Origin of the sequence: Streptomyces sichuanensis (assembly GCF_020328095.1) — a bacterium.
Classification (GTDB): Bacteria; Actinomycetota; Actinomycetes; order Streptomycetales; family Streptomycetaceae; genus Streptomyces; species Streptomyces cinnamoneus.
Genome location: NZ_JAIXMK010000011.1, coordinates 1 through 17,892 on the forward strand (window position 1 = coordinate 1; position 17,892 = coordinate 17,892).

Sequence of the window (17,892 nt, forward strand, 5' to 3'; positions counted from 1 at the left end):
CCCGCAGGCCGTTGCGGTGCGCGGCGGCCGCCTCGTCGCCCGCACCTGGGCCGGCCGGGTCGAGGCGGCGCTGCGCGCCGGTGATCCCGGGGCGGCCGTGGCGTTGCTGCGGCAGCGGCCGGGCGAGCTGGTGCGGCGGCTGGACCAGCTGCTGCGCGCGTACGGCGGCGAGGAGCCGGCGCCCGCGCTGGCCGGAGCGCTGGAGCACGCCCTGCCCCGGGTGGGGCCCGGGCCGCTGCTGGGCGCGTGGGGTGCGCTGCGCGGCCGGCACCTGCCGGCGCGGCGGCGGGTGTTCTTCCCCCGGGGCCGGGTCACGCACGCCTACCCCGCCGACGACACGCGGGCGCCGCTCGCGGAACCGCTCGTCACGAGGGTGCGCGCGCTGCTGGAGGCCGAGCTGCTGCGGCGGCTGGGCCGGGCGCCGCGCTACGAGCTCGCCGTGCTCGACCCGGAGCTGGCCTCGCTCGCGGTGCCGTTCGCGGAGCGGGCGTCCTCGGCTTCCCTGGTCGCCGTGCCGCGCGGCAGCGAGCTGCCGTTGCCGGAGGGCGGGACGCTGCGCCTGTTCCTGCACTGGACCGAGCCCGCGGGCACGCGCGTGGACCTCGACCTGTCGGTGGTGTTCTTCGACGACGACTGGAACGTGGCCGGCGTCTGCGACTACACCGACCTGCGCCGGGGCGACGCCGCCGTGCACTCCGGCGACCTCACCTCCGCGCCCGCTCCGGACGGTGCGACCGAGTACGTCGACCTCGACCTCGCCGCGCTGAGGTCCGGTGGTGCGCGTTTCGCCGTGCCGGTCGTCTTCAGCTTCAACGACGTGCCCTTCGACGAGCTGCCGGACGCCTTCGCGGGCTTCATGGCCCTGCCCGCCCCCGGGGTGCGCGATGCGTCGTACGACGCGGGGAGCGTGCGACAGCGGTTCGACCTCGCCGGGCCGTCGCGCGTGTGCGTGCCGATGCTCGTCGACCTCGCCGACGGGCGCGCGGTGTGGACCGACGTCCACCTTCCGGGTGAGATCGGCTTCCACGACGCGGGGCGGCACGGCGACGGCCTGGGTTCGCTCGGCCGCGACCTGTGGGCGTACTTCGAGGGCGGTGCCCGCACCACCTTGTGGGACGTCGCCTGCTGGCACGCGGCGGCGCGCGCCGACGAGACGGCCGTGGTCCGCCGGGCCCCGGCGCCGGGAGCGCCCGGCGAGCTGTGGCGCTACCGGCGCCGCGCCGGAGAGGACGTGTCGTCCTTCGCGGCGCGGCTGCGGGCGCTGGGGGCGCCCGAGGCCCGGGAGCAGGCCGGGACCGCCGGGAACGCCGGAAACGCCGAAAACACTGACGGCCTCGCGGCCCGGGCCGCCCGGGGGCGGCACGTCCTCCTCGCGTTCGCCGAGGGGACCGTGTGCCCCGAGGAGGCGACCGGCACTGTCTACCGGCTCTTCCCCGGTGCCGTGGACGCCTGGCAGGAGGCGGAGCGTGTCACGGCCGGCGACCTCCTGACGCCGCTGGCCTGATCCCGGCCGTCCGCCCGCTCCCGGGCCCCGGCCGGATCCCGCGTTGTCAGCGGGGGCCCGTAAGCTCTTGGACCATGCTCGAAGACCGCACCGCCGCCGCCTCGCCCAGCCCGTGGCCGACCGCGTATCCCGAGGGGTACGCGGTCGTCGACGTCGAGACCACCGGTCTCGCCCGGGACGACCGGATAGTGTCGGCGGCGGTCTATCAGCTCGACGCCCGCGGCCGGGTGGAGGACCAGTGGTACACGCTGGTCAATCCGGAGCGGGATCCGGGTCCGGTGTGGATCCACGGGCTGACCTCCGAAGTCCTGGCGGGCGCGCCGCTGTTCCCGGAGATCGCGGACGAGTTCGCCAAGCGGCTCGACGGGCGGGTCCTGGTCGCGCACAACGCGGCCTTCGACTGGTCGATGATCGCGCGGGAGTACGCCCGGGCGCGGTCCGCCGCCCCCGTGCGGCAACGGCTGTGCACCATCGCGCTGTCGAAGGAGCTGCGGCTGCCGCTGCCCAACCACAAGCTGGAGTCGCTGGCCGCGCACTACGGCGTCGTGCAGCAGCGCGCCCACCACGCGCTGGACGACGCCCGGGTGCTCGCCGAGGCGTTCCGGCCGAGCCTGCACCTGGCGGCGGAGGCGGGGCTGCAGCTGCCGCTGCTGGCCTGCCAGCCGCTGACGGAGTGGTCCGACGGCCCGTCGGCCGGCGCCCGCTCGGCGCGGGTCGGGTATCAGGCGTCCTACCGGCCGGCGACGTGGCGGGCCAGCCGGAAGCGCCCGGCCTGCCCGTACCCCAACCCCGGCCGGTACATCCCCGGCGGGCAGCTCGTGCAGGGCATGCGGGTGGCGTTCTCCGGAGACACCTCCATCGACCGCGAGCTGCTGGAGGACCGGGCCGTCGACGCCGGGCTGCACGTGGCCACCAGCATCTCCCGGCTCACCAGCGTGCTGGTCACCAACGACCCGGACTCCCCCACGTCCAAGACCACCAAGGCCCGCTCGTTCGGCACGCCCGTGATCGACGAGGCGGCGTTCGTCCAGCTGCTCTCGCATGTGACCCCGGCGACACCCACGAACGGGACAAGTGGCGCATAACGCCCGCACGCCACCCGCTGGCCGGGGGGCGAACCCCACCAGGTACCGTCAAAGCGTGTACCGCTTCCTGTTGTCCCGGCAGTGGGTGATCACCACACTCGTGGGACTCGCCCTCATCCCGGTGATGATCAAGCTGGGCTTCTGGCAGCTGCATCGCCACGAGCACCGGGTCGCGCGGAACGACCAGATCGCCCGGAGCCTGTCCGCCGATCCCGTCCCCGTGACCGAGCTCACCGCCCCCGGCCGCACGGTGGCGCACGACGCCGTCTGGCGCGCCGTCACGGCCAGCGGTACCTACGACCCCCAGGGCGAGGTCGTCGTCCGGATGCGCACGGACTCCGACGGCAACCAGGGCTACTTCGTCCTCACGCCGCTGGTCATGGAGGACGGCCGGGCCGTGCTCGTCAACCGCGGCTGGGTCCCGGCCGACGGCGACCTGACCCGCTTCCCGGACGTCCCCGCCGCACCGGCCGGCAAGGTCACCGTCACCGGCCGGCTGAAGGCCGACGAGACCACCGCCAGCGGCATCAAGAACACCGCGGGCCTGCCGCCCCGCCAGGTGATGCTCATCAACAGCGAGCAGCGCGCGGCCCAGTTGCACCGCCCCCTGCTCGGCGGCTACGTCGAGCTCACCGGACCGGCCGGCAAGGGCGGCCCCAAGCCCGTCGCCGCCCCCGACCACAGCAGCATCGGCCCGCACATGGCCTACGCCGTGCAGTGGTGGCTGTTCGCCGCGTTCGTCCCCGTCGGCTGGGTCGTCCTGGTGCGCCGGGAGCGCCGTGACCGCCTGGCCGCCGCCACCGGCGCACAGGAGAGCGCAGAGGCGGACGCCGGCGCCGCCCGGACGGCCGCCACGCCGGAGTAGGCCCGCGCCGATCAGGGAAGACGCCTCGCGTGGCTGCACTCATCGAGGACTACGCGCTCATCGGCGATCTCCAGACCGCGGCCCTCGTCGGCCGCGACGGCTCCGTCGACTGGCTCTGCCTGCCCCGCTTCGACTCACCCGCCTGCTTCGCCGCGCTCCTGGGCGACGACGACAACGGCCACTGGCGCCTGGCCCCCGCCGGGGCGGGCGCCTGCACCCGGCGCGCCTACCGCGAGGACTCCCTCGTCCTGGACTCGGTGTGGGAGACGGACACCGGCACCGTCAAGGTCACCGACTTCATGCCGCAGCGCGACCGGGCCCCCGACCTCGTGCGCATCGTCGAGGGCGTCAGCGGCAGCGTCGAGATGCTGAGCGTGCTGCGGCTGCGCTTCGACTACGGCCACGTCGTGCCCTGGATACGCCGTACCGACGGCCACCGCGTCGCCGTCGCCGGACCGGACTCGGTCTGGCTGCGCAGCGAACCGGAGGTCCCCACGTACGGCCGTGACTTCAGCACCCGCTCCGAATTCACCGTCGAGGCGGGCGAGAAGGTCGCCTTCGTCCTGACCTGGCACCCCTCCCACGAGCCCCGCCCCCGGCTCGTCGACCCGCACGAGGCGTTGCGCCACAGCCTGGAGGACTGGCGCGAGTGGGCGGGCCGCTGCCGCTACCGCGGACCGTACCGGGAGGCGGTCGTCCGCTCGCTGATCACGCTCAAGGCCCTCACCTACGCCCCCACCGGCGGCATCGTCGCCGCGCCCACCACCTCCCTGCCCGAGGAGATCGGGGGCGTGCGCAACTGGGACTACCGCTACTGCTGGCTGCGCGACTCCACCCTCACCCTCAACGCCCTGCTCTCCCTCGGCTACGAGGACGAGGCCGCCGCGTGGCGCGACTGGCTGCTGCGCGCGGTCGCCGGCGACCCCGCCGACCTGCAGATCATGTACGGCCTCGGGGGCGAGCGCCGGCTGCCGGAGACGGACCTGCCCTGGCTGCCCGGGTACGAGCGGTCCTTCCCCGTCCGCGTCGGCAACAACGCCGCCACCCAGCTGCAGCTCGACATCTACGGCGAGGTCATCGACTCCCTGCACACCGCCCGCCGGGGCGGGCTGAGCGGCAAGCCGCACGCCTGGAACGTCCAGCGCTGCTTCCTGACGTTCCTGCAGCACCACTGGCGCGAGCCCGACGAGGGACTGTGGGAGGTCCGCGGGCCCCGCCGGCACTTCGTGCACTCCAAGGTCATGGCCTGGGTCGCCGCCGACCGGGCCGTACGGACCCTGGAGGCGGACCCCGGGCTGGAGGGCGACCTCGACGGCTGGCGCGCGATGCGCGACGAGGTCCACCGCGAGGTGTGCGAGCGGGGCTACGACGCCGAGCGCGGCACCTTCACCCAGTCCTACGGCTCGTACGAGCTGGACGCGGCCACCCTCCTCATCCCCCGCGTCGGCTTCCTGCCGCCGGACGACCCGCGCGTCGTCGGCACGGTCGACGCGGTGCGCCGGGAGCTGGCCCACGGCGGGTTCGTCCGCCGCTACAGCGGCGAGGGCCCGCCCGTGGACGGACTGCCCGCCGGCGAGGGCGTCTTCACCGTCTGCTCGTTCTGGCTCGCCGACGCGCTCCACCTGACCGGCCGCACCAAGGAGGCCCGGGAGCTGTTCGAGCAGGTGCTCGGGGTGTGCAACGACGTGGGCCTGCTGTCCGAGGAGTACGACCCCCTGGCCGGCCGGCAGCTCGGCAACTTCCCGCAGGCGTTCAGCCACATCGGCCTGGTGGGCACGGCTCTTCTCCTCTCCGGCGGCGGAACGGCAGACTGAGCGCATGGATCTTGGACTCAAGGACCGGGTGTACGTGCTGACCGGCGCGAGCCGTGGGCTGGGACTGGCCACCGCCCGCGAGCTGACCACCGACGGCGCCCGGGTCGTCGTCTCCGGCCGGGACGGCGAGGCGGCCGGGGCGGCGGCGCGGGAGCTCGGCCCGAACGCCGTCGGCGTCGCCGCCGACAACGCCGACCCCGCCACCGCGGAACGGCTGATCGCCGTCGCGCGCGAGCGCTTCGGCCGCTTCGACGGCATCCTCATCAGCGTCGGCGGCCCGCCGCCGGGCTCGGCGGCCGACAACGACGACGCCCAGTGGCAGGCCGCCTTCGACTCCGTCTTCCTCGGTGCGGTGCGACTGGCCCGGGCGGCGGCGGCCGGGCTGTCCGAGGGCGGCGTCATCGGCTTCGTCCTGTCGGCGTCGGTGCACGAGCCGATCCCCGGTCTCACGATCTCCAACGGGCTGCGCCCGGGCCTGGCCGGCTTCGCCAAGTCGCTCTCCCGGGACCTGGGCCCGCGCGGCATCCGGGTCGTGGGGCTCGCGCCCGGCCGGATCGACACCGACCGCCTGCGCGAGCTCGACGCGCTCGCCGGGGACCCGGAGGCGGTCCGGGCCCGCCGCGGGGCGGCGATCCCGCTGGGCCGCTACGGGACGCCGCAGGAGTTCGGCAGGGCGGCGGCGTTCCTGCTGTCGCCCGCGGCCTCCTACCTGACGGGCGTGGTGCTGCCCGTGGACGGGGGTGCCCGCCACGGCTTCTGACGCCCCGGCACCTCCGGCCGCAGGACCGTCCGGGGCCCGGGCTCACTCCACCCGCTCCGGGCGGTGCCGCACCGTGCGCAGGCGGACCTCGGCGGGCAGGTGGGGCACCCCCGCCGAGACCCTGGCGTGGTGCAGGACCTCGGCCCGCAGCCGTTCCAGCGCCGCGGCGGGGCCGGCGTGCGCGCCCAGGACCAGCACGAGGCGCACCTGCGGCGCACCCCGCCGCCCCGTCAGGGCGACCGCGGCCCGCTCCACGCCCTCCAGCCCCTCCGTCTCGGCGCCCATCGCCTCCTCCAGCGCCCGCCCCCGCACCGACGCCACCGCACTCCCGCCGCTGTGAACGGCCAGTTCGCGCAGCCGGCGCCGGGCGGCCAGCGCCAGCAGCCACCACACGGCGAGCAGGACGGCGACGGCCAGCGCCGCGATCACCACCGGCCACCACCAGCCGCTGCCGCGCCACCTCAGCCGGTCCTCACGGGCGAGCAGCACGTCGTGCGGGCCGTCGAACGGCCACGCCGACGGCAGGACGTCCCAGTGCCGCGGCAGGTCCAGCGCCGCGATCAGGACGGCGGCGCCGAGCGCCAGCAGCAGCGCTCCGGCCAGCCCCACCAGGATCCGGTTGACGGTCCTCAGCACCGTGCGCTCACCCCTTCGCCGCCCTGCGGACGTGCACGGACAGGGACGGCTCCCGGGCCAGCCCCAGCTCCCGCACGCCCTCGGCCAGAACGCTGTTGACGTCCGTGCGCACCTCGTCCAGGTCGCGGAAGTGCGCCTGGGCACGGGCCCTGACCACACGGCGGCCGACGTCGACGCGTACGGACTGCACGCCGGAGACCCGCAGGGCCCGGTCGCGCAGTACCAGGGCCGCGGCCCGCCGGTCGAGTCCGGCCCGCACGCCGGCGGCCCGCCGCATCGGCAGGACGCCGCGCAGTCCGGGGGTGACGGCCAGCACGATCAGCCACAGGCCCAGCAGGACGGCCACGGCGGCGCCTGCCGTCACCCAGCCGTCGCCCAGGGGGCGCCCGGCGAGCTCCCGGGCGAGGCCGCGGCGCCAGGCCATGGCGGGGTGGCCGGTCCGTACGGAGACGACGTCGTAGAGGAGGAGGCCCGCGGCCGCCAGCACGCCGGCCGCGACGAACGCGGCGGGCAGGCGGCGCACCGACCAGAAGCGGTGTGCGGCCCCGTCGCCGGGCGGCGGTGCGTCCGGCGGCGTCTTCTGCAGCGGTACACCGCTCATCGGACCCGCTCCGCGCCCACGCGGCCGGTGTGCGACGAGTGCAGCCGCTCCACGGTGATCACCACCTCGGGTACGTCCATGCCGGCCAGGCCGCGGATCCGCTCGACGATGCGGCCGCGCACCGCACTGCAGCGGGCGCCGATGTCCGCGGGGTAGTCCAGGTCGACGGTGATCCGCACCCGGGCGGTGCCGTCGCGGACGACGACGGACGCCCGGGGCGACTCGTGCCCTTCCGTCGCCGTCCCGTGCAGTGCCTCGCGGGCCGCCTGGGAGGCGATCTTCGCTACGACGCGGTCGGCGATGCGGGTCGCCCCGCGCTCGGCGGGTTCCACCGCGGGTCCTCCCCCCACGCCCTACCTCCCGCGTCCGTCGCGGTCGCGCGGGTGGAAGAAGTCACCCGGCTCCAGATCGCCGTCGAGGAACCGGCCCGCCACGAACCCGACGGCGCCCAGCGCCGCCACCAGCAGAAAGGCCCCGAATCCGCCGAAGTAGCCGGCGAACCCCAACGCCATGCCGGCGATCATGCCGGCCCCGGCCATGCTCATGGCGCGCTCCTCACTGGATCCTGGGCTCCGGCTCTTCCTCTTCCTCGTCGGGCAGCTTGACGTCGGTGACGGCGATGTTCACCTCGACGACCTGCAGGCCCGTCATGCGTTCCACGGCCGCGATGACGTTTTCCCGCACGGCGCGGGCCACCTCCACGATGGCGACGCCGTATTCGACGACGATCTCCAGGTCGAGGGCCGTCTGCACCTCACCGACCTCGGCCTTGACGCCCCGGGTGACGGACTTGCTGCCCCCGCCGGGTACCCGCTCGCGCATGGCGCCGAAGGTGCGGGCGAAGCCGCTGCCCATGGCGTGGACGCCCATCACCTCGCGGGCCGCCAGTCCCGCGATCTTCTCGACGACGCCGTCGGCGATGGTGGTGCGGCCGCGGTCGCCCGGGGCAACCGGTGGCTGCTTGCCCCGGTCGCCCGGGCGGCCGGTCTGGCTGGTGCTTTCGCTCATGGTCGATCGCCTCTTTTCCCGTCCATTTGCCACCATAGGTGCGCTTGCCCCGCCGTGCGCGGCCGATGCGCCGGAAGGGCGGGACGGAGGCCACCGTTCGAGTGGGCCCCGTCCCGGACGGGCGGGCCGCTACTCGCCCAGACCCGCGAGGTCCCGCAGCCGGCGGGCCTGCGCGGCGCGCTCGGCGACGCGCTGCTCGTCGTAGGTGCGGTCCCCCGCGCCCCGCAACAACGCCTTGGTCTCGATGACGGCGTCGCGCGGCGCGGCCAGCAGGGCGGCGGTCAGATCGTCGGTGGCGGCGGCCAGTTCGGCGAGCGGGACGACGATGTTGGCCAGGCCCACGCGTTCGGCCTCCGTGGCGTGGACGAAGCGTCCGGTCGCGCAGATCTCCAGCGCGCGGGCGTACCCCACCAGGGATACCAGCGGGTACGTACCGGTGAGGTCGGGCACCAGGCCCAGGCTGGTCTCGCGCATGGCGAACTGCGCGTCGTCGGCGCAGACGCGCAGGTCGCAGGCGAGGGCGAGCTGGAAGCCCGCGCCGATGGCGTGGCCCTGCACGGCGGCTATGGAGACGACGTCGCTGCGCCGCCACCAGGTGAACGCCTCCTGGTACGTGGCGATTTCGGCGTCGAGCGCCTCGTCCGTGCCGCGCGCGAGGTCGAGGAAGGACGGCTCGCCGTCGAAGCCCTCGGGCGTGAACGCCTGGCGGTCGAGGCCCGCGGAGAAGGACTTGCCCTCTCCCTTGAGCACGACCACGCGTACGGTGCCCGGCAGCAGCCGTCCCGCCTCGGCCAGGGCCCGCCACAGCGCGGGCGACTGGGCGTTGCGCTTGGCGGGGTTGGTGAGCGTGACGGTGGCAACCGCATCATCGACGGTGAGCTGTACGCCGTCCTGGTCGAGCAGGGTCTTGCGGGCAGTCATGGGGGCCTCCGGAATGGCCGCAGTCACTTTGGTTGACTGCACAGTAACCACCCGGAGGGCCGGTCGGCCGACCGGGTGGCGACTGTCCTGACTGCTGTGCTCCGACTGCTGTTCCCGGTGCGCGGCGTCAGACCGAGGCGGCCTTCTTGCCGCGCGTGGCTCCGCCGCGGCCCCGCAGGACCACGCCGGATTCGCTGAGCATCCGGTGAACGAAGCCGTAGGAGCGACCGGTCTCTTCGGCCAGCGCCCTGATGCTCGCACCGGAGTCGTACTTCTTCTTCAGGTCTGCCGCGAGCTTTTCGCGCGCGGCGCCGGTCACCCGGCTGCCCTTCTTCAGAGTCTCGGCCACCCGTGCCTCCTCATGGGAGATGCGCCTCTTGTCTCTCATGATCACCCCTTGGCGGCCTCATGGCCACCCATTCGGCAAGGTCGATGCGAAGTCGGGGGGAACGACCGTCCGGAAATCGGGGCCCGGGCACCGCCCGGAGCAGGCAATTCCGAGTGATCCCGCTCGTACGGCCGTACGGGTGGCGGGGTGAAGCGGCAGGTCAGGCGGGGCACCCTCACGCGCGGCGCGAACGGCGCCCCGCACCTCGCGCAGCGCATGCGCCGGAGCACCGGGTGTTATCGGGGTACGAGCCGTCCTCACTCAGATGATGGATCACCTGTCGGCCGAATGATCGGGACGGGACTGATCAAGAGCCCCGGCCGGAGCGCGCGGCGCCGGCCGGGAAGGGGGCCCGGGGGCCCCGCGGACGGGTCAGGCGAGCGCCACCAGGTCCGCGTAGTCCGGGCCCCACAGGTCCTCGATGCCGTCCGGCAGCAGGATGATCCGCTCGGGTTCCAGGGCCTCGACGGCGCCCTCGTCGTGGGTCACCAGCACGACCGCGCCCTTGTAGGTGCGCAGCGCGCCGAGGATCTCCTCACGGCTGGCCGGGTCGAGGTTGTTGGTGGGCTCGTCCAGGAGGAGGACGTTGGCGGAGGAGACGACGAGCGTGGCGAGCGCGAGGCGGGTCTTCTCGCCGCCGGAGAGCACGCCGGCGGGCTTGTCGACGTCGTCGCCGGAGAAGAGGAACGAGCCCAGGGTCTTGCGCACCTCGACGAGGTCGAGGTCGGGCGCGGCGGACCGCATGTTCTCCAGGACCGTGCGGTCCGGGTCGAGGGTCTCGTGCTCCTGGGCGTAGTAGCCGAGCTTGAGGCCGTGGCCGGGCGTGACCTGGCCGGTGTCGGACTTCTCCGTGCCGGCCAGCAGGCGCAGCAGGGTGGTCTTGCCGGCGCCGTTGAGGCCGAGGATGACCACGCGGGAGCCCTTGTCGATGGCCAGGTCGACGTCGGTGAAGATCTCCAGGGAGCCGTAGGACTTCGACAGGCCCTCGGCCATGAGGGGGGTCTTGCCGCAGGGCGCGGGCTCGGGGAAGCGGAGCTTGGCGACCTTGTCGGAGACCCGGACCTCGTCCAGGCCCTTGAGCAGCCGCTCGGCGCGCTTGGCCATGTTCTGCGCGGCCACGGTCTTGGTGGCCTTGGCGCGCATCTTGTCGGCCTGCGAATTGAGGGCCGCGGCCTTCTTCTCGGCGTTCTGGCGCTCGCGCTTGCGGCGCTTCTCGTCGGCCTCGCGCTGCTGCTGGTAGAGCTTCCAGCCCATGTTGTAGACGTCGATGGTCGAGCGGTTGGCGTCGAGGTAGAAGACCTTGTTGACGACGGTCTCGACGAGGTCGACGTCGTGGGAGATGACGATGAAGCCGCCGCGGTAGCTCTTGAGGTAGTCCCGCAGCCAGACGATGGAGTCCGCGTCGAGGTGGTTGGTGGGCTCGTCGAGCAGGAGCGTGTCGGCGTCGGAGAAGAGGATCCGGGCCAGCTCGACGCGGCGGCGCTGACCGCCGGAGAGGGTGTGCAGCGGCTGGGTGAGGATGCGGTCGGGCAGGCCGAGGCTGGCGGCGATGGTCGCGGCCTCCGCCTCGGCGGCGTAGCCGCCCTTGGTGAGGAACTCCGTCTCCAGGCGCTCGTACTTCTTCATCGCCTTCTCGCGGGTGGCGCCCTTGCCGTTGGCCATCCGGTCCTCGTTCTCGCGCATCTTGCGCAGGACGGTGTCCAGGCCGCGCGCGGAGAGGATGCGGTCGCGGGCGAGCACGTCGAGGTCGCCGGTGCGGGGGTCCTGCGGGAGGTAGCCGACCTCACCGGAGCGGGCGATGGTGCCGCCGGCGGGGATGCCCTCGCCGGCGAGGCACTTGGTGAGGGTGGTCTTGCCCGCGCCGTTGCGGCCGACGAGGCCGACGCGGTCGCCCTTGGCGATGCGGAAGCTGGCGGACTCGATGAGGACGCGTGCGCCGGCGCGCAGCTCGATGCCGGAGGCGGTGATCACGGGTTTCTACTCCAGGGCAGGGAAGAACGGCGGAAGGGCGGACTGGGTCGATTCGACGCCGTCTAATGCACGAGGAGGAATGCCATGGGCACAAGTCTAACGGGGGCGCGCAAGCCGGTTCCCGGGGTCGCCCGGGGGGCCGCCCGCCGATTCCGTGCGCCGAAAAGGGCGGAGAAGGGGTGATTCGCGGATACTCAGGGTGGAAAAGCCTGCCGGGAGGAGCGGAGAGGGCGGTGACGCATGCAGTTCGACGACGACGCGGATCTCGACACCTCCCAGGTGGAGGACCGGCGGGGCGGCGGGATCCCGGGCGGCGGGCTGACCGTCGGCGGCGGCATCGCCGGGCTGATCGCCCTGGTGCTGGGGCTGTTCTTCGGCATCGGCCCGGGTGAGCTGGGTCTCACCTCACAGGAGCCGGGGACGCGGCCGGCCGGGACCACCGCCGCGCAGGTCTCCGAGAGCTGCCGGACGGGCCGGGACGCCAATGCCCGGGAGGACTGCCGGATCGTGGCGGTCGTCAACAGCGCGCAGTCGTTCTGGAGCCGGGAGCTGCCCCGCCGCGGCGGCACGTACACGCCGGCCTCCACGGTCTTCTTCACCGGCCGGGTCGGCACCGGCTGCGGGGCGGCCACCTCGGCGGTCGGGCCGTTCTACTGCCCGGCCGACCGCAAGGTCTACCTGGACCTGGGCTTCTTCGACGACCTCCGGACGAAGTTCGGCGCGAGCGGCGGCCCGTTCGCCCAGGCGTACGTCGTCGCCCACGAGTACGGCCACCACGTCCAGAACCTCACGGGCGTCCTGGGCCGCTCCCAGGACCGGCGCACGGGCGCCGACAGCGCCTCCGTCCGCACCGAACTGCAGGCCGACTGCTACGCCGGGGTCTGGGCCCGGCACGCGACCACGACCCCGGAGAAGTCCACGGGCCGGCCGCTGATCGAGCAGCTGACACCGGCCGACATCGACGACGGCCTCTCCGCGGCCTCGGCGGTCGGCGACGACCGCATCCAGGAGAAGTTCCAGGGGCGGGTCACCCCCGAGAGCTGGACCCACGGCTCGGCGGCCCAGCGCCGGCAGTGGTTCACCACCGGCTACTCCACGGGCGACATGGGGCGCTGCGACACCTTCCGCTGACCTTCGACCGAGGAGTGACCGTCATGACCGACCTGAGCACGGCGTCGCCGACCATCAGCCCGGCGCTGCTCTACGACGACGCCAAGGCGGCGATCGTGCAGCTCACGGAGGCGTTCGGCTTCACCCGCACCGCCCTCTACGAGAGCGAGGACGGTGCCGTGCTGCACGCCGAGCTCGTCTACGGCAACGGGATGGTGATGGTCGGCTCCAGAGGCACGGGCGGGGTGTTCGACCACGCGATGGCGGGGGCGGGCCCGGCGGCGGTGTACGTCGTGGTCGAGGACACCGACGCCCACCACCGGCGGGCCCGGGAGAACGGCGCCGAGATCCTGATGCCCCCGACGGACCAGGAGTACGGTTCCCGCGACTACATGGCCCGTGACGTCGGCGGGAACATCTGGAGCTTCGGCACGTACGCCCCCAAGGGCCCGGAGGTCACCGCCGCGGGCTAGTTCCGGGCTCCGCCCTCACGCGCCGCCGCGGTGGACCTGGAAGGCCGCCCGGCGCACGGCCTTGGCCAGGGCCGGGTCGGGGTGGGCGGCGGCCAGGGCCACCAGCACCTGCACGGTGCGCGGGTGCCCCACGGCCCGTACCTCCTCCAGGAGCCCGGGCACCGTCCCCTGCACCGCCGAGTCCAGGTGCCGCACCAGCAGCCGGCTCTCGCCGTGGTCCGCGACGGCCGCCGCCGTGTCGATCCACAGCCATGTCGCCTCCTCCCGGGTGAGGACCTCCGCGGCCTCCTCCGGGTCGTGGCCCTCGTGCTCGGCGAGCCACAGCAGCGCGTACGGGCGCAGCACCGGCTCGTCCGCCGCCGCCCGCACGGCGGGCTCGGCGGGGGCGCCCACGGCGCGCAGGGCCTCGAAGGCCAGTCCCCGCACCATCGCGTCGTCGCCGCGGGCGCTGCCGAGCAGCTCCTCGACGGCGCTGCGCACGGGCCGGGCGGCGAGCCAGGCGCGGTACTCGGCGCGGGCGGGGCCGGGGGTGAGGTCGGCGCAGCCGCGGAGCATGGCCTCGGCGGAGAGCTCGATGTTGCCGGCGGGGCTCTGGGCGGCGACGCAGATCTGTTCGAGCTTGACCCACACGGCCCAGTTGCCGAGGGGGGTCAGCACGGCCTCGGCGCGGGGGCCGGAGCCGCCGCGCATCACCAGGGCGCCGACGGAGGCGAGCCCTTCGAGGGCCCAGTCGAGGAGCTCCGGGAGCGGGTCGCCGTCGGCGGGGTGGGGCGGGGCGGGGGGCGGGGGCGTGCCGGGGGTGTCGTAGGGGATCTCGCAGCGCTCGGCGCGGATCTCGGCGACGCGCTGCTGGAGCAGGTCGAGGAGCATGGCCACGGAGACCGGGCCGGCCGACAGGTGCATGACGGACAGCAGCTGCGGGGCGGCCTCGACGACCTCGGCGGCGATCGTGGCGTCGGCGCCGGCGGGCTCGGGGTGGGCGAGGGACCAGGCGTCGAAGAGGGCGACCCAGCCGCGCAGGACGGCGCTGTCGTCACGGTCCCATGCCTGCAGGCGCCAGCCGGGGCGGGCGGTGCCGCCGTGCAGTTCGAGGAGGCCGGCGAGGCGGGCGCGGTCCCAGTCGGCGCGCACCTGGCCCGCCGTCAGTCCCAGTGCGGCGGCGGCGCGCTCGGCCGTGCCGTCGCTCAACCCCGCGGCCAGGCCCGGCCGCAGGGTGGCGCCGCGGCCGGCTTCGGCCGCGGCCCAGCGGGCCAGGCGGACGGCGCCGGCCAGCCCGGCTCTCGCCTGACCGGCGAGTTCGGGCCGGCCCGGGGTGCCCGCGGGCGGGCGGGGCGCCGGGCGGGTGCCTCGGTTCGCCACGGCCCGGCGGGCGGCGGCGATCGGCTGTCGGGGGACGAGTCTGAGCCGGGAGTCGCGCGGAGTACGGGACGTCACAGGAGCAGTCTTGCCGTTCACGCTCCGAAAACCCAATCGGAACCGGCGAACCGGTCGCCCGTGAGCGGTGGTGCGGGGCGACGGAGGGGCTGCAGCCGGGCGGCGAGCGCCCTACATGAGGGGGACGAGGAAGCGGCGCAGGGCCTCTTCGTAGCCCTGCGGACCGGCGTTCCACGACCCGGCGTGCCCGGCTCCGCGCACGGTCCGCAAGGTGATCAGTTCCGGTCGGGCGGCGGCGAGTTCACGGGAGTGCACCAGGGGCGCGAGGGTGTCGTCGGCGCCGTGCACGAGGAGCACGGGCACGGTCAGTCGGGCAGGGTCGGCGGCGGCCAGCAGGCTGCCGGGGGTGAGGCCGGTGCGTCCCTCGGTCGCACGGACCGCAAGCGGAATGAGGGATGCCGGGATGCGGTGGGCGGCGAGGGCGCGCAGCGCGGCGGGCCAGTCGAGGAGGGGGGCGTCCAGGACGAGCCCGCTGATGCGGTCGCGCAGCGAGGAGTCCCGGGCGGCCAGCAGGGCCATGGTGGCGCCGGTGGACCAGCCGTGCAGGACCACGCGGCGGGCGCCGGCGCGGACCGCGTAGCGGATGGCGGCGTCGAGGTCCCGCCATTCGCCGGCGCCGAAGTGGCGGATTCCGTGGGCGGGGCGGGGTGCGCCGGGGTCGCCGCGGTAGGCGATGTCCAGCACGGGGAGCCGTTGGCGGTGCAGGACGGGCAGCACGTTCAGCGGGTGCTCGCGGGTGGTGCCCAGTCCGTGCACGGTGATCACCCAGGTGTCGCGGCTGCCGGGGACGAACCAGGCGGGCAGCGGTCCGAGCTCGCCCGGGACGTCCACGTCCCGGTGGTCGAGGCCGAGGGCCTCGCGGGGGTCGCCGGTGTGCACCTGGGGGGTGAGCCAGACGTGGTCGCCGGGCTGCGGCAGGCCGCGGGCGAGCGACTCCAGGCGCCGGACGACGCGGTCGTGGGGGTGCGAGACGTCGGCGACGACGGGTCCGACGACCGCGTGCAGGTGGGCTCCGGCGAGGCCGTAGGTGCCCGGGCGCAGCGCCGCGGGGGTCCGGCCGAGGGTGACGGTGCCGGCGCCGACGTCGTGGACGGTCAGCCGCGGCTCGCCCGGCAGCGGCTTGCCGGGGCCCGCTTTGAGCGCAGCGTCGCCGGCGTACCGTCCGGCCGCCACAGCGGCCGCTCCGGCACCGATCAGCGTCGTGGCGGCCAGGGCCGCCGCCGTGCGCAGCACCATCGTCTCCAGTGTGGGCGCGGTCGGCGGCCCTGGCCAGTGGGCGGTCAGCCGCGCTGCCCGTAGCCCCGGAGCCGCTCGGCGGCCTCGGCGAGCCGCTCGGGGCTCAGCAGGGAGGGGGTGCGGCCGGGGACGGTGACGGCGGTGAGCCAGACCCGGCACATCCACTCCAGCTGGGCGGTGCGGTCGTACGCCTGGTCGAGGGTGGCGCCGTAGGTGAGGGTGCCGTGGTTCTGCAGGAGGCATCCGGTGCGGCCGTCGAGGGCGCGCAGGGCGTGGTGGGCCAGTTCCTCGGAGCCGTAGAGGGCATAGGGGGCGACCCGCAGGGGTCCGCCGAGGGCGGCGGCCATGTAGTGGATCGGCGGCACTTCGGTGACGAGGGTGGAGACGGCGGTGGCGTGCACGGCGTGGGTGTGCACGATCGCGGCGGCGTCGGTGTTCCGGTATACGGCCAGGTGCAGGGGGAGCTCGCTGGTGGGGGCCAGCTCGCCGAGCACCTGCCGGCCGTCGAGGTCCACGCCGACCGCGTCGCCGGGGCCGAGCCGGTCGCAGGGGACGCCGCTGGGCGTGACGAGCACCACGTCCCCGACGCGTGCGGAGACGTTCCCCGAGGTGCCCACCACGAGGCCGTCGGCGGTGCTGCGGCGGGCCGTGGCCACGACGTCCGCCCAGGTGCGGGCCGTGCGGTCGTCCGGTCCCGGCGTCTGTTCGCGTGCTCTCATCGGTCCCCGCCTCCGGTTGGCGTCATCGGTCGTCCCGTCCCAGTTCACCTTCCGTTCACCATGGCTCCTTACGGTCGCCGCTGTACTGACCATCGAGCTGATTGCCTGGGTGAATGGAAAACATCACGCTTCTCATCGGGATCGTGATCGTCACGGCCTTGGTGTTCGACTTTACGAACGGCTTCCACGACACGGCCAACGCCATGGCCACCACCATCTCCACCGGGGCGCTCAAGCCCAAGGTCGCGGTGGCCATGTCGGCCGTGCTCAACCTCGTGGGCGCCTTCCTGTCCGTCGAGGTCGCCAAGACGATCTCCGGCGGCATCATCGACGAGACCGCCGGCGTCAGGCCAGAGGTGATCTTCGCCGGACTGGTCGGCGCCATCGTCTGGAACCTGCTCACGTGGCTGGCCGGACTTCCCTCCAGCTCCTCCCACGCCCTCTTCGGTGGTCTGATCGGTGCGACCGTCGTCGCCGTCGGCTTCGACGCGGTCAACGCCGACAAGGTCGTCATGAAGGTCCTCATCCCGGCGGTCGCCGCGCCGCTGGTGGCCGGCCTCGCCGCCTGGTGCGCGACCCGGCTCACCTACCGCCTGGCCCGGGGCCGCGACGAGCAGGAGACCGCCAAGGGCTACCGCGCCGGGCAGATCGCCTCGGCCGCCCTGGTCTCCCTCGCCCACGGCACCAACGACGCCCAGAAGACGATGGGCGTGATCACCCTCGCCCTGGTCACCGGCGGCGTCGTCGCCCCGCACTCCGACCCGCCGATGTGGGTCATCGTCTCCGCGGGCCTGGCCATCGCGCTCGGCACGTACCTGGGCGGCTGGCGCATCATCCAGACGCTCGGCAAGGGCCTCACCGACATCAAGCCGGCGCAGGGCTTCGCCGCCCAGACCGGCGCGGCGACGGTCATCCTCGCCTCCTCGCACATCGGCTTCGCGCTCTCCACCACCCAGGTCTGCTCCGGCTCGATCATGGGCGCCGGCCTCGGCCGCAAGGGCGGCGTGGTGCGCTGGTCGACCGCCGGCCGCATGGTCATGGCCTGGGGCCTGACCCTGCCCGCCGCGGGCCTGGTCGCCGGTGGCGCGGCCCTCCTCGCCGACCAGGGCGACTGGGGCGTGGCCACGGTGGCCGTCCTCGGCCTGGCCGTCTCCGGCGCGATCTGGCTGGCCTCCCGCCGCAAGCCGGTCACGCACGACAACGTCAACGACCTCAACCAGCCGCAGGGCGTGGACGCCGCTCCCGTCGAGCCCGCCGGTGTGATCACCGCCGCCCTGCAGGCCGTGGCCCCGCCGCCGGCCGGCCCCCTGGCCGCCCCCGCGACCGCCTCCTCCGCCGCCCCCGCCGCCGCGGCGACGAGCTAAGGA

The 17,892-nt window shown here is 74.5% G+C and carries 19 protein-coding genes; 8 read left to right on the plus strand and 11 right to left on the minus strand.

All coding sequences use genetic code 11. The features are described from left to right. The 5 genes from LE181_RS05645 to LE181_RS05665 all read left to right on the plus strand — a co-directional run. Positions 1-1,504, plus strand: a 1,504-nt coding sequence (locus LE181_RS05645; protein ID WP_225660028.1) for an MXAN_6230/SCO0854 family RING domain-containing protein, incomplete at its 5' end; no start/stop codon positions are given. Positions 1,505-1,578: 74 nt separating this feature from the next. Then, positions 1,579-2,589: a DEDDh family exonuclease gene (locus tag LE181_RS05650; protein WP_225660029.1), complete on the plus strand. Its 1,011-nt coding sequence runs from the start codon at positions 1,579-1,581 to the stop codon at positions 2,587-2,589. Positions 2,590-2,644: 55 nt separating this feature from the next. Continuing rightward, positions 2,645-3,454 (plus strand): SURF1 family cytochrome oxidase biogenesis protein, encoded by an 810-nt coding sequence (locus tag LE181_RS05655; RefSeq protein WP_225660030.1) that lies wholly within the window; start codon positions 2,645-2,647, stop codon positions 3,452-3,454. A gap of 29 nt (positions 3,455-3,483) precedes the next feature. Next, the gene (locus tag LE181_RS05660) at positions 3,484-5,268 is read left to right on the plus strand and encodes a glycoside hydrolase family 15 protein (protein ID WP_225660031.1); all 1,785 of its coding nucleotides are present in this window, start codon (positions 3,484-3,486) and stop codon (positions 5,266-5,268) included. A 4-nt stretch (positions 5,269-5,272) separates the two neighbouring features. Further along, complete coding sequence (locus LE181_RS05665; RefSeq protein ID WP_225660032.1) at positions 5,273-6,028, plus strand: SDR family oxidoreductase; 756 nt, start codon at positions 5,273-5,275, stop codon at positions 6,026-6,028. A gap of 42 nt (positions 6,029-6,070) precedes the next feature. On the opposite strand, the gene amaP is transcribed toward LE181_RS05665, so the two are convergent. The 8 genes from amaP to abc-f form a co-directional block, all read right to left on the minus strand. Next, positions 6,071-6,664: an alkaline shock response membrane anchor protein AmaP gene (amaP, locus tag LE181_RS05670; RefSeq protein WP_225660033.1), complete on the minus strand. Its 594-nt coding sequence runs from the start codon at positions 6,662-6,664 to the stop codon at positions 6,071-6,073. A gap of 7 nt (positions 6,665-6,671) precedes the next feature. Further along, positions 6,672-7,265, minus strand: coding sequence for a DUF6286 domain-containing protein (locus LE181_RS05675; RefSeq protein WP_225660034.1), 594 nt, complete (start codon positions 7,263-7,265; stop codon positions 6,672-6,674). Further along, entirely contained in the window at positions 7,262-7,597 is a 336-nt protein-coding gene (locus LE181_RS05680; protein WP_308103077.1) for an Asp23/Gls24 family envelope stress response protein, read from the minus strand. The genes LE181_RS05675 and LE181_RS05680 overlap by 4 nt, the downstream gene beginning before the upstream one ends. A gap of 21 nt (positions 7,598-7,618) precedes the next feature. Next, positions 7,619-7,810 carry a hypothetical protein gene (locus tag LE181_RS05685; RefSeq protein ID WP_225660036.1) on the minus strand — a complete coding sequence of 64 codons (192 nt, stop codon included), beginning with the start codon at positions 7,808-7,810 and terminating at the stop codon, positions 7,619-7,621. A 10-nt stretch (positions 7,811-7,820) separates the two neighbouring features. Continuing rightward, complete coding sequence (locus LE181_RS05690; protein ID WP_225660037.1) at positions 7,821-8,273, minus strand: Asp23/Gls24 family envelope stress response protein; 453 nt, start codon at positions 8,271-8,273, stop codon at positions 7,821-7,823. Between the two features lie 129 nt (positions 8,274-8,402). Further along, complete coding sequence (locus LE181_RS05695; protein WP_225660038.1) at positions 8,403-9,194, minus strand: enoyl-CoA hydratase/isomerase family protein; 792 nt, start codon at positions 9,192-9,194, stop codon at positions 8,403-8,405. 127 nt (positions 9,195-9,321) lie between these two features. Further along, the gene (locus LE181_RS05700; RefSeq protein ID WP_016573902.1) at positions 9,322-9,543 is read right to left on the minus strand and encodes a helix-turn-helix domain-containing protein; all 222 of its coding nucleotides are present in this window, start codon (positions 9,541-9,543) and stop codon (positions 9,322-9,324) included. 411 nt (positions 9,544-9,954) lie between these two features. Continuing rightward, on the minus strand, positions 9,955-11,553 hold the full coding sequence (gene abc-f, locus LE181_RS05705) for a ribosomal protection-like ABC-F family protein (RefSeq protein ID WP_225660039.1): 1,599 nt from the start codon (positions 11,551-11,553) through the stop codon (positions 9,955-9,957). Positions 11,554-11,793: 240 nt separating this feature from the next. Here abc-f and ypfJ point away from each other — a divergent pair, with 240 nt between their 5' ends. Then, entirely contained in the window at positions 11,794-12,684 is an 891-nt protein-coding gene (ypfJ, locus tag LE181_RS05710; RefSeq protein ID WP_225660040.1) for a KPN_02809 family neutral zinc metallopeptidase, read from the plus strand. A 23-nt stretch (positions 12,685-12,707) separates the two neighbouring features. Continuing rightward, on the plus strand, positions 12,708-13,136 hold the full coding sequence (locus LE181_RS05715; protein WP_225660041.1) for a VOC family protein: 429 nt from the start codon (positions 12,708-12,710) through the stop codon (positions 13,134-13,136). Positions 13,137-13,151: 15 nt separating this feature from the next. On the opposite strand, the gene LE181_RS05720 is transcribed toward LE181_RS05715, so the two are convergent. The 3 genes from LE181_RS05720 to LE181_RS05730 all read right to left on the minus strand — a co-directional run bounded on the left by LE181_RS05720 (position 13,152) and on the right by LE181_RS05730 (position 16,525). Continuing rightward, a complete protein-coding gene (locus tag LE181_RS05720) occupies positions 13,152-14,570 on the minus strand; it encodes a hypothetical protein (RefSeq protein ID WP_225660042.1) in 1,419 nt (472 codons plus the stop codon). A gap of 111 nt (positions 14,571-14,681) precedes the next feature. After that, positions 14,682-15,806 carry an alpha/beta hydrolase family protein gene (locus tag LE181_RS05725; RefSeq protein WP_225660043.1) on the minus strand — a complete coding sequence of 375 codons (1,125 nt, stop codon included), beginning with the start codon at positions 15,804-15,806 and terminating at the stop codon, positions 14,682-14,684. Between the two features lie 44 nt (positions 15,807-15,850). Continuing rightward, positions 15,851-16,525 (minus strand): class II aldolase/adducin family protein, encoded by a 675-nt coding sequence (locus LE181_RS05730; RefSeq protein ID WP_225660044.1) that lies wholly within the window; start codon positions 16,523-16,525, stop codon positions 15,851-15,853. A gap of 113 nt (positions 16,526-16,638) precedes the next feature. Here LE181_RS05730 and LE181_RS05735 point away from each other — a divergent pair, with 113 nt between their 5' ends. Continuing rightward, positions 16,639-17,889 carry an inorganic phosphate transporter gene (locus tag LE181_RS05735; protein WP_225660045.1) on the plus strand — a complete coding sequence of 417 codons (1,251 nt, stop codon included), beginning with the start codon at positions 16,639-16,641 and terminating at the stop codon, positions 17,887-17,889. Positions 17,890-17,892: the final 3 nt, after the last annotated feature.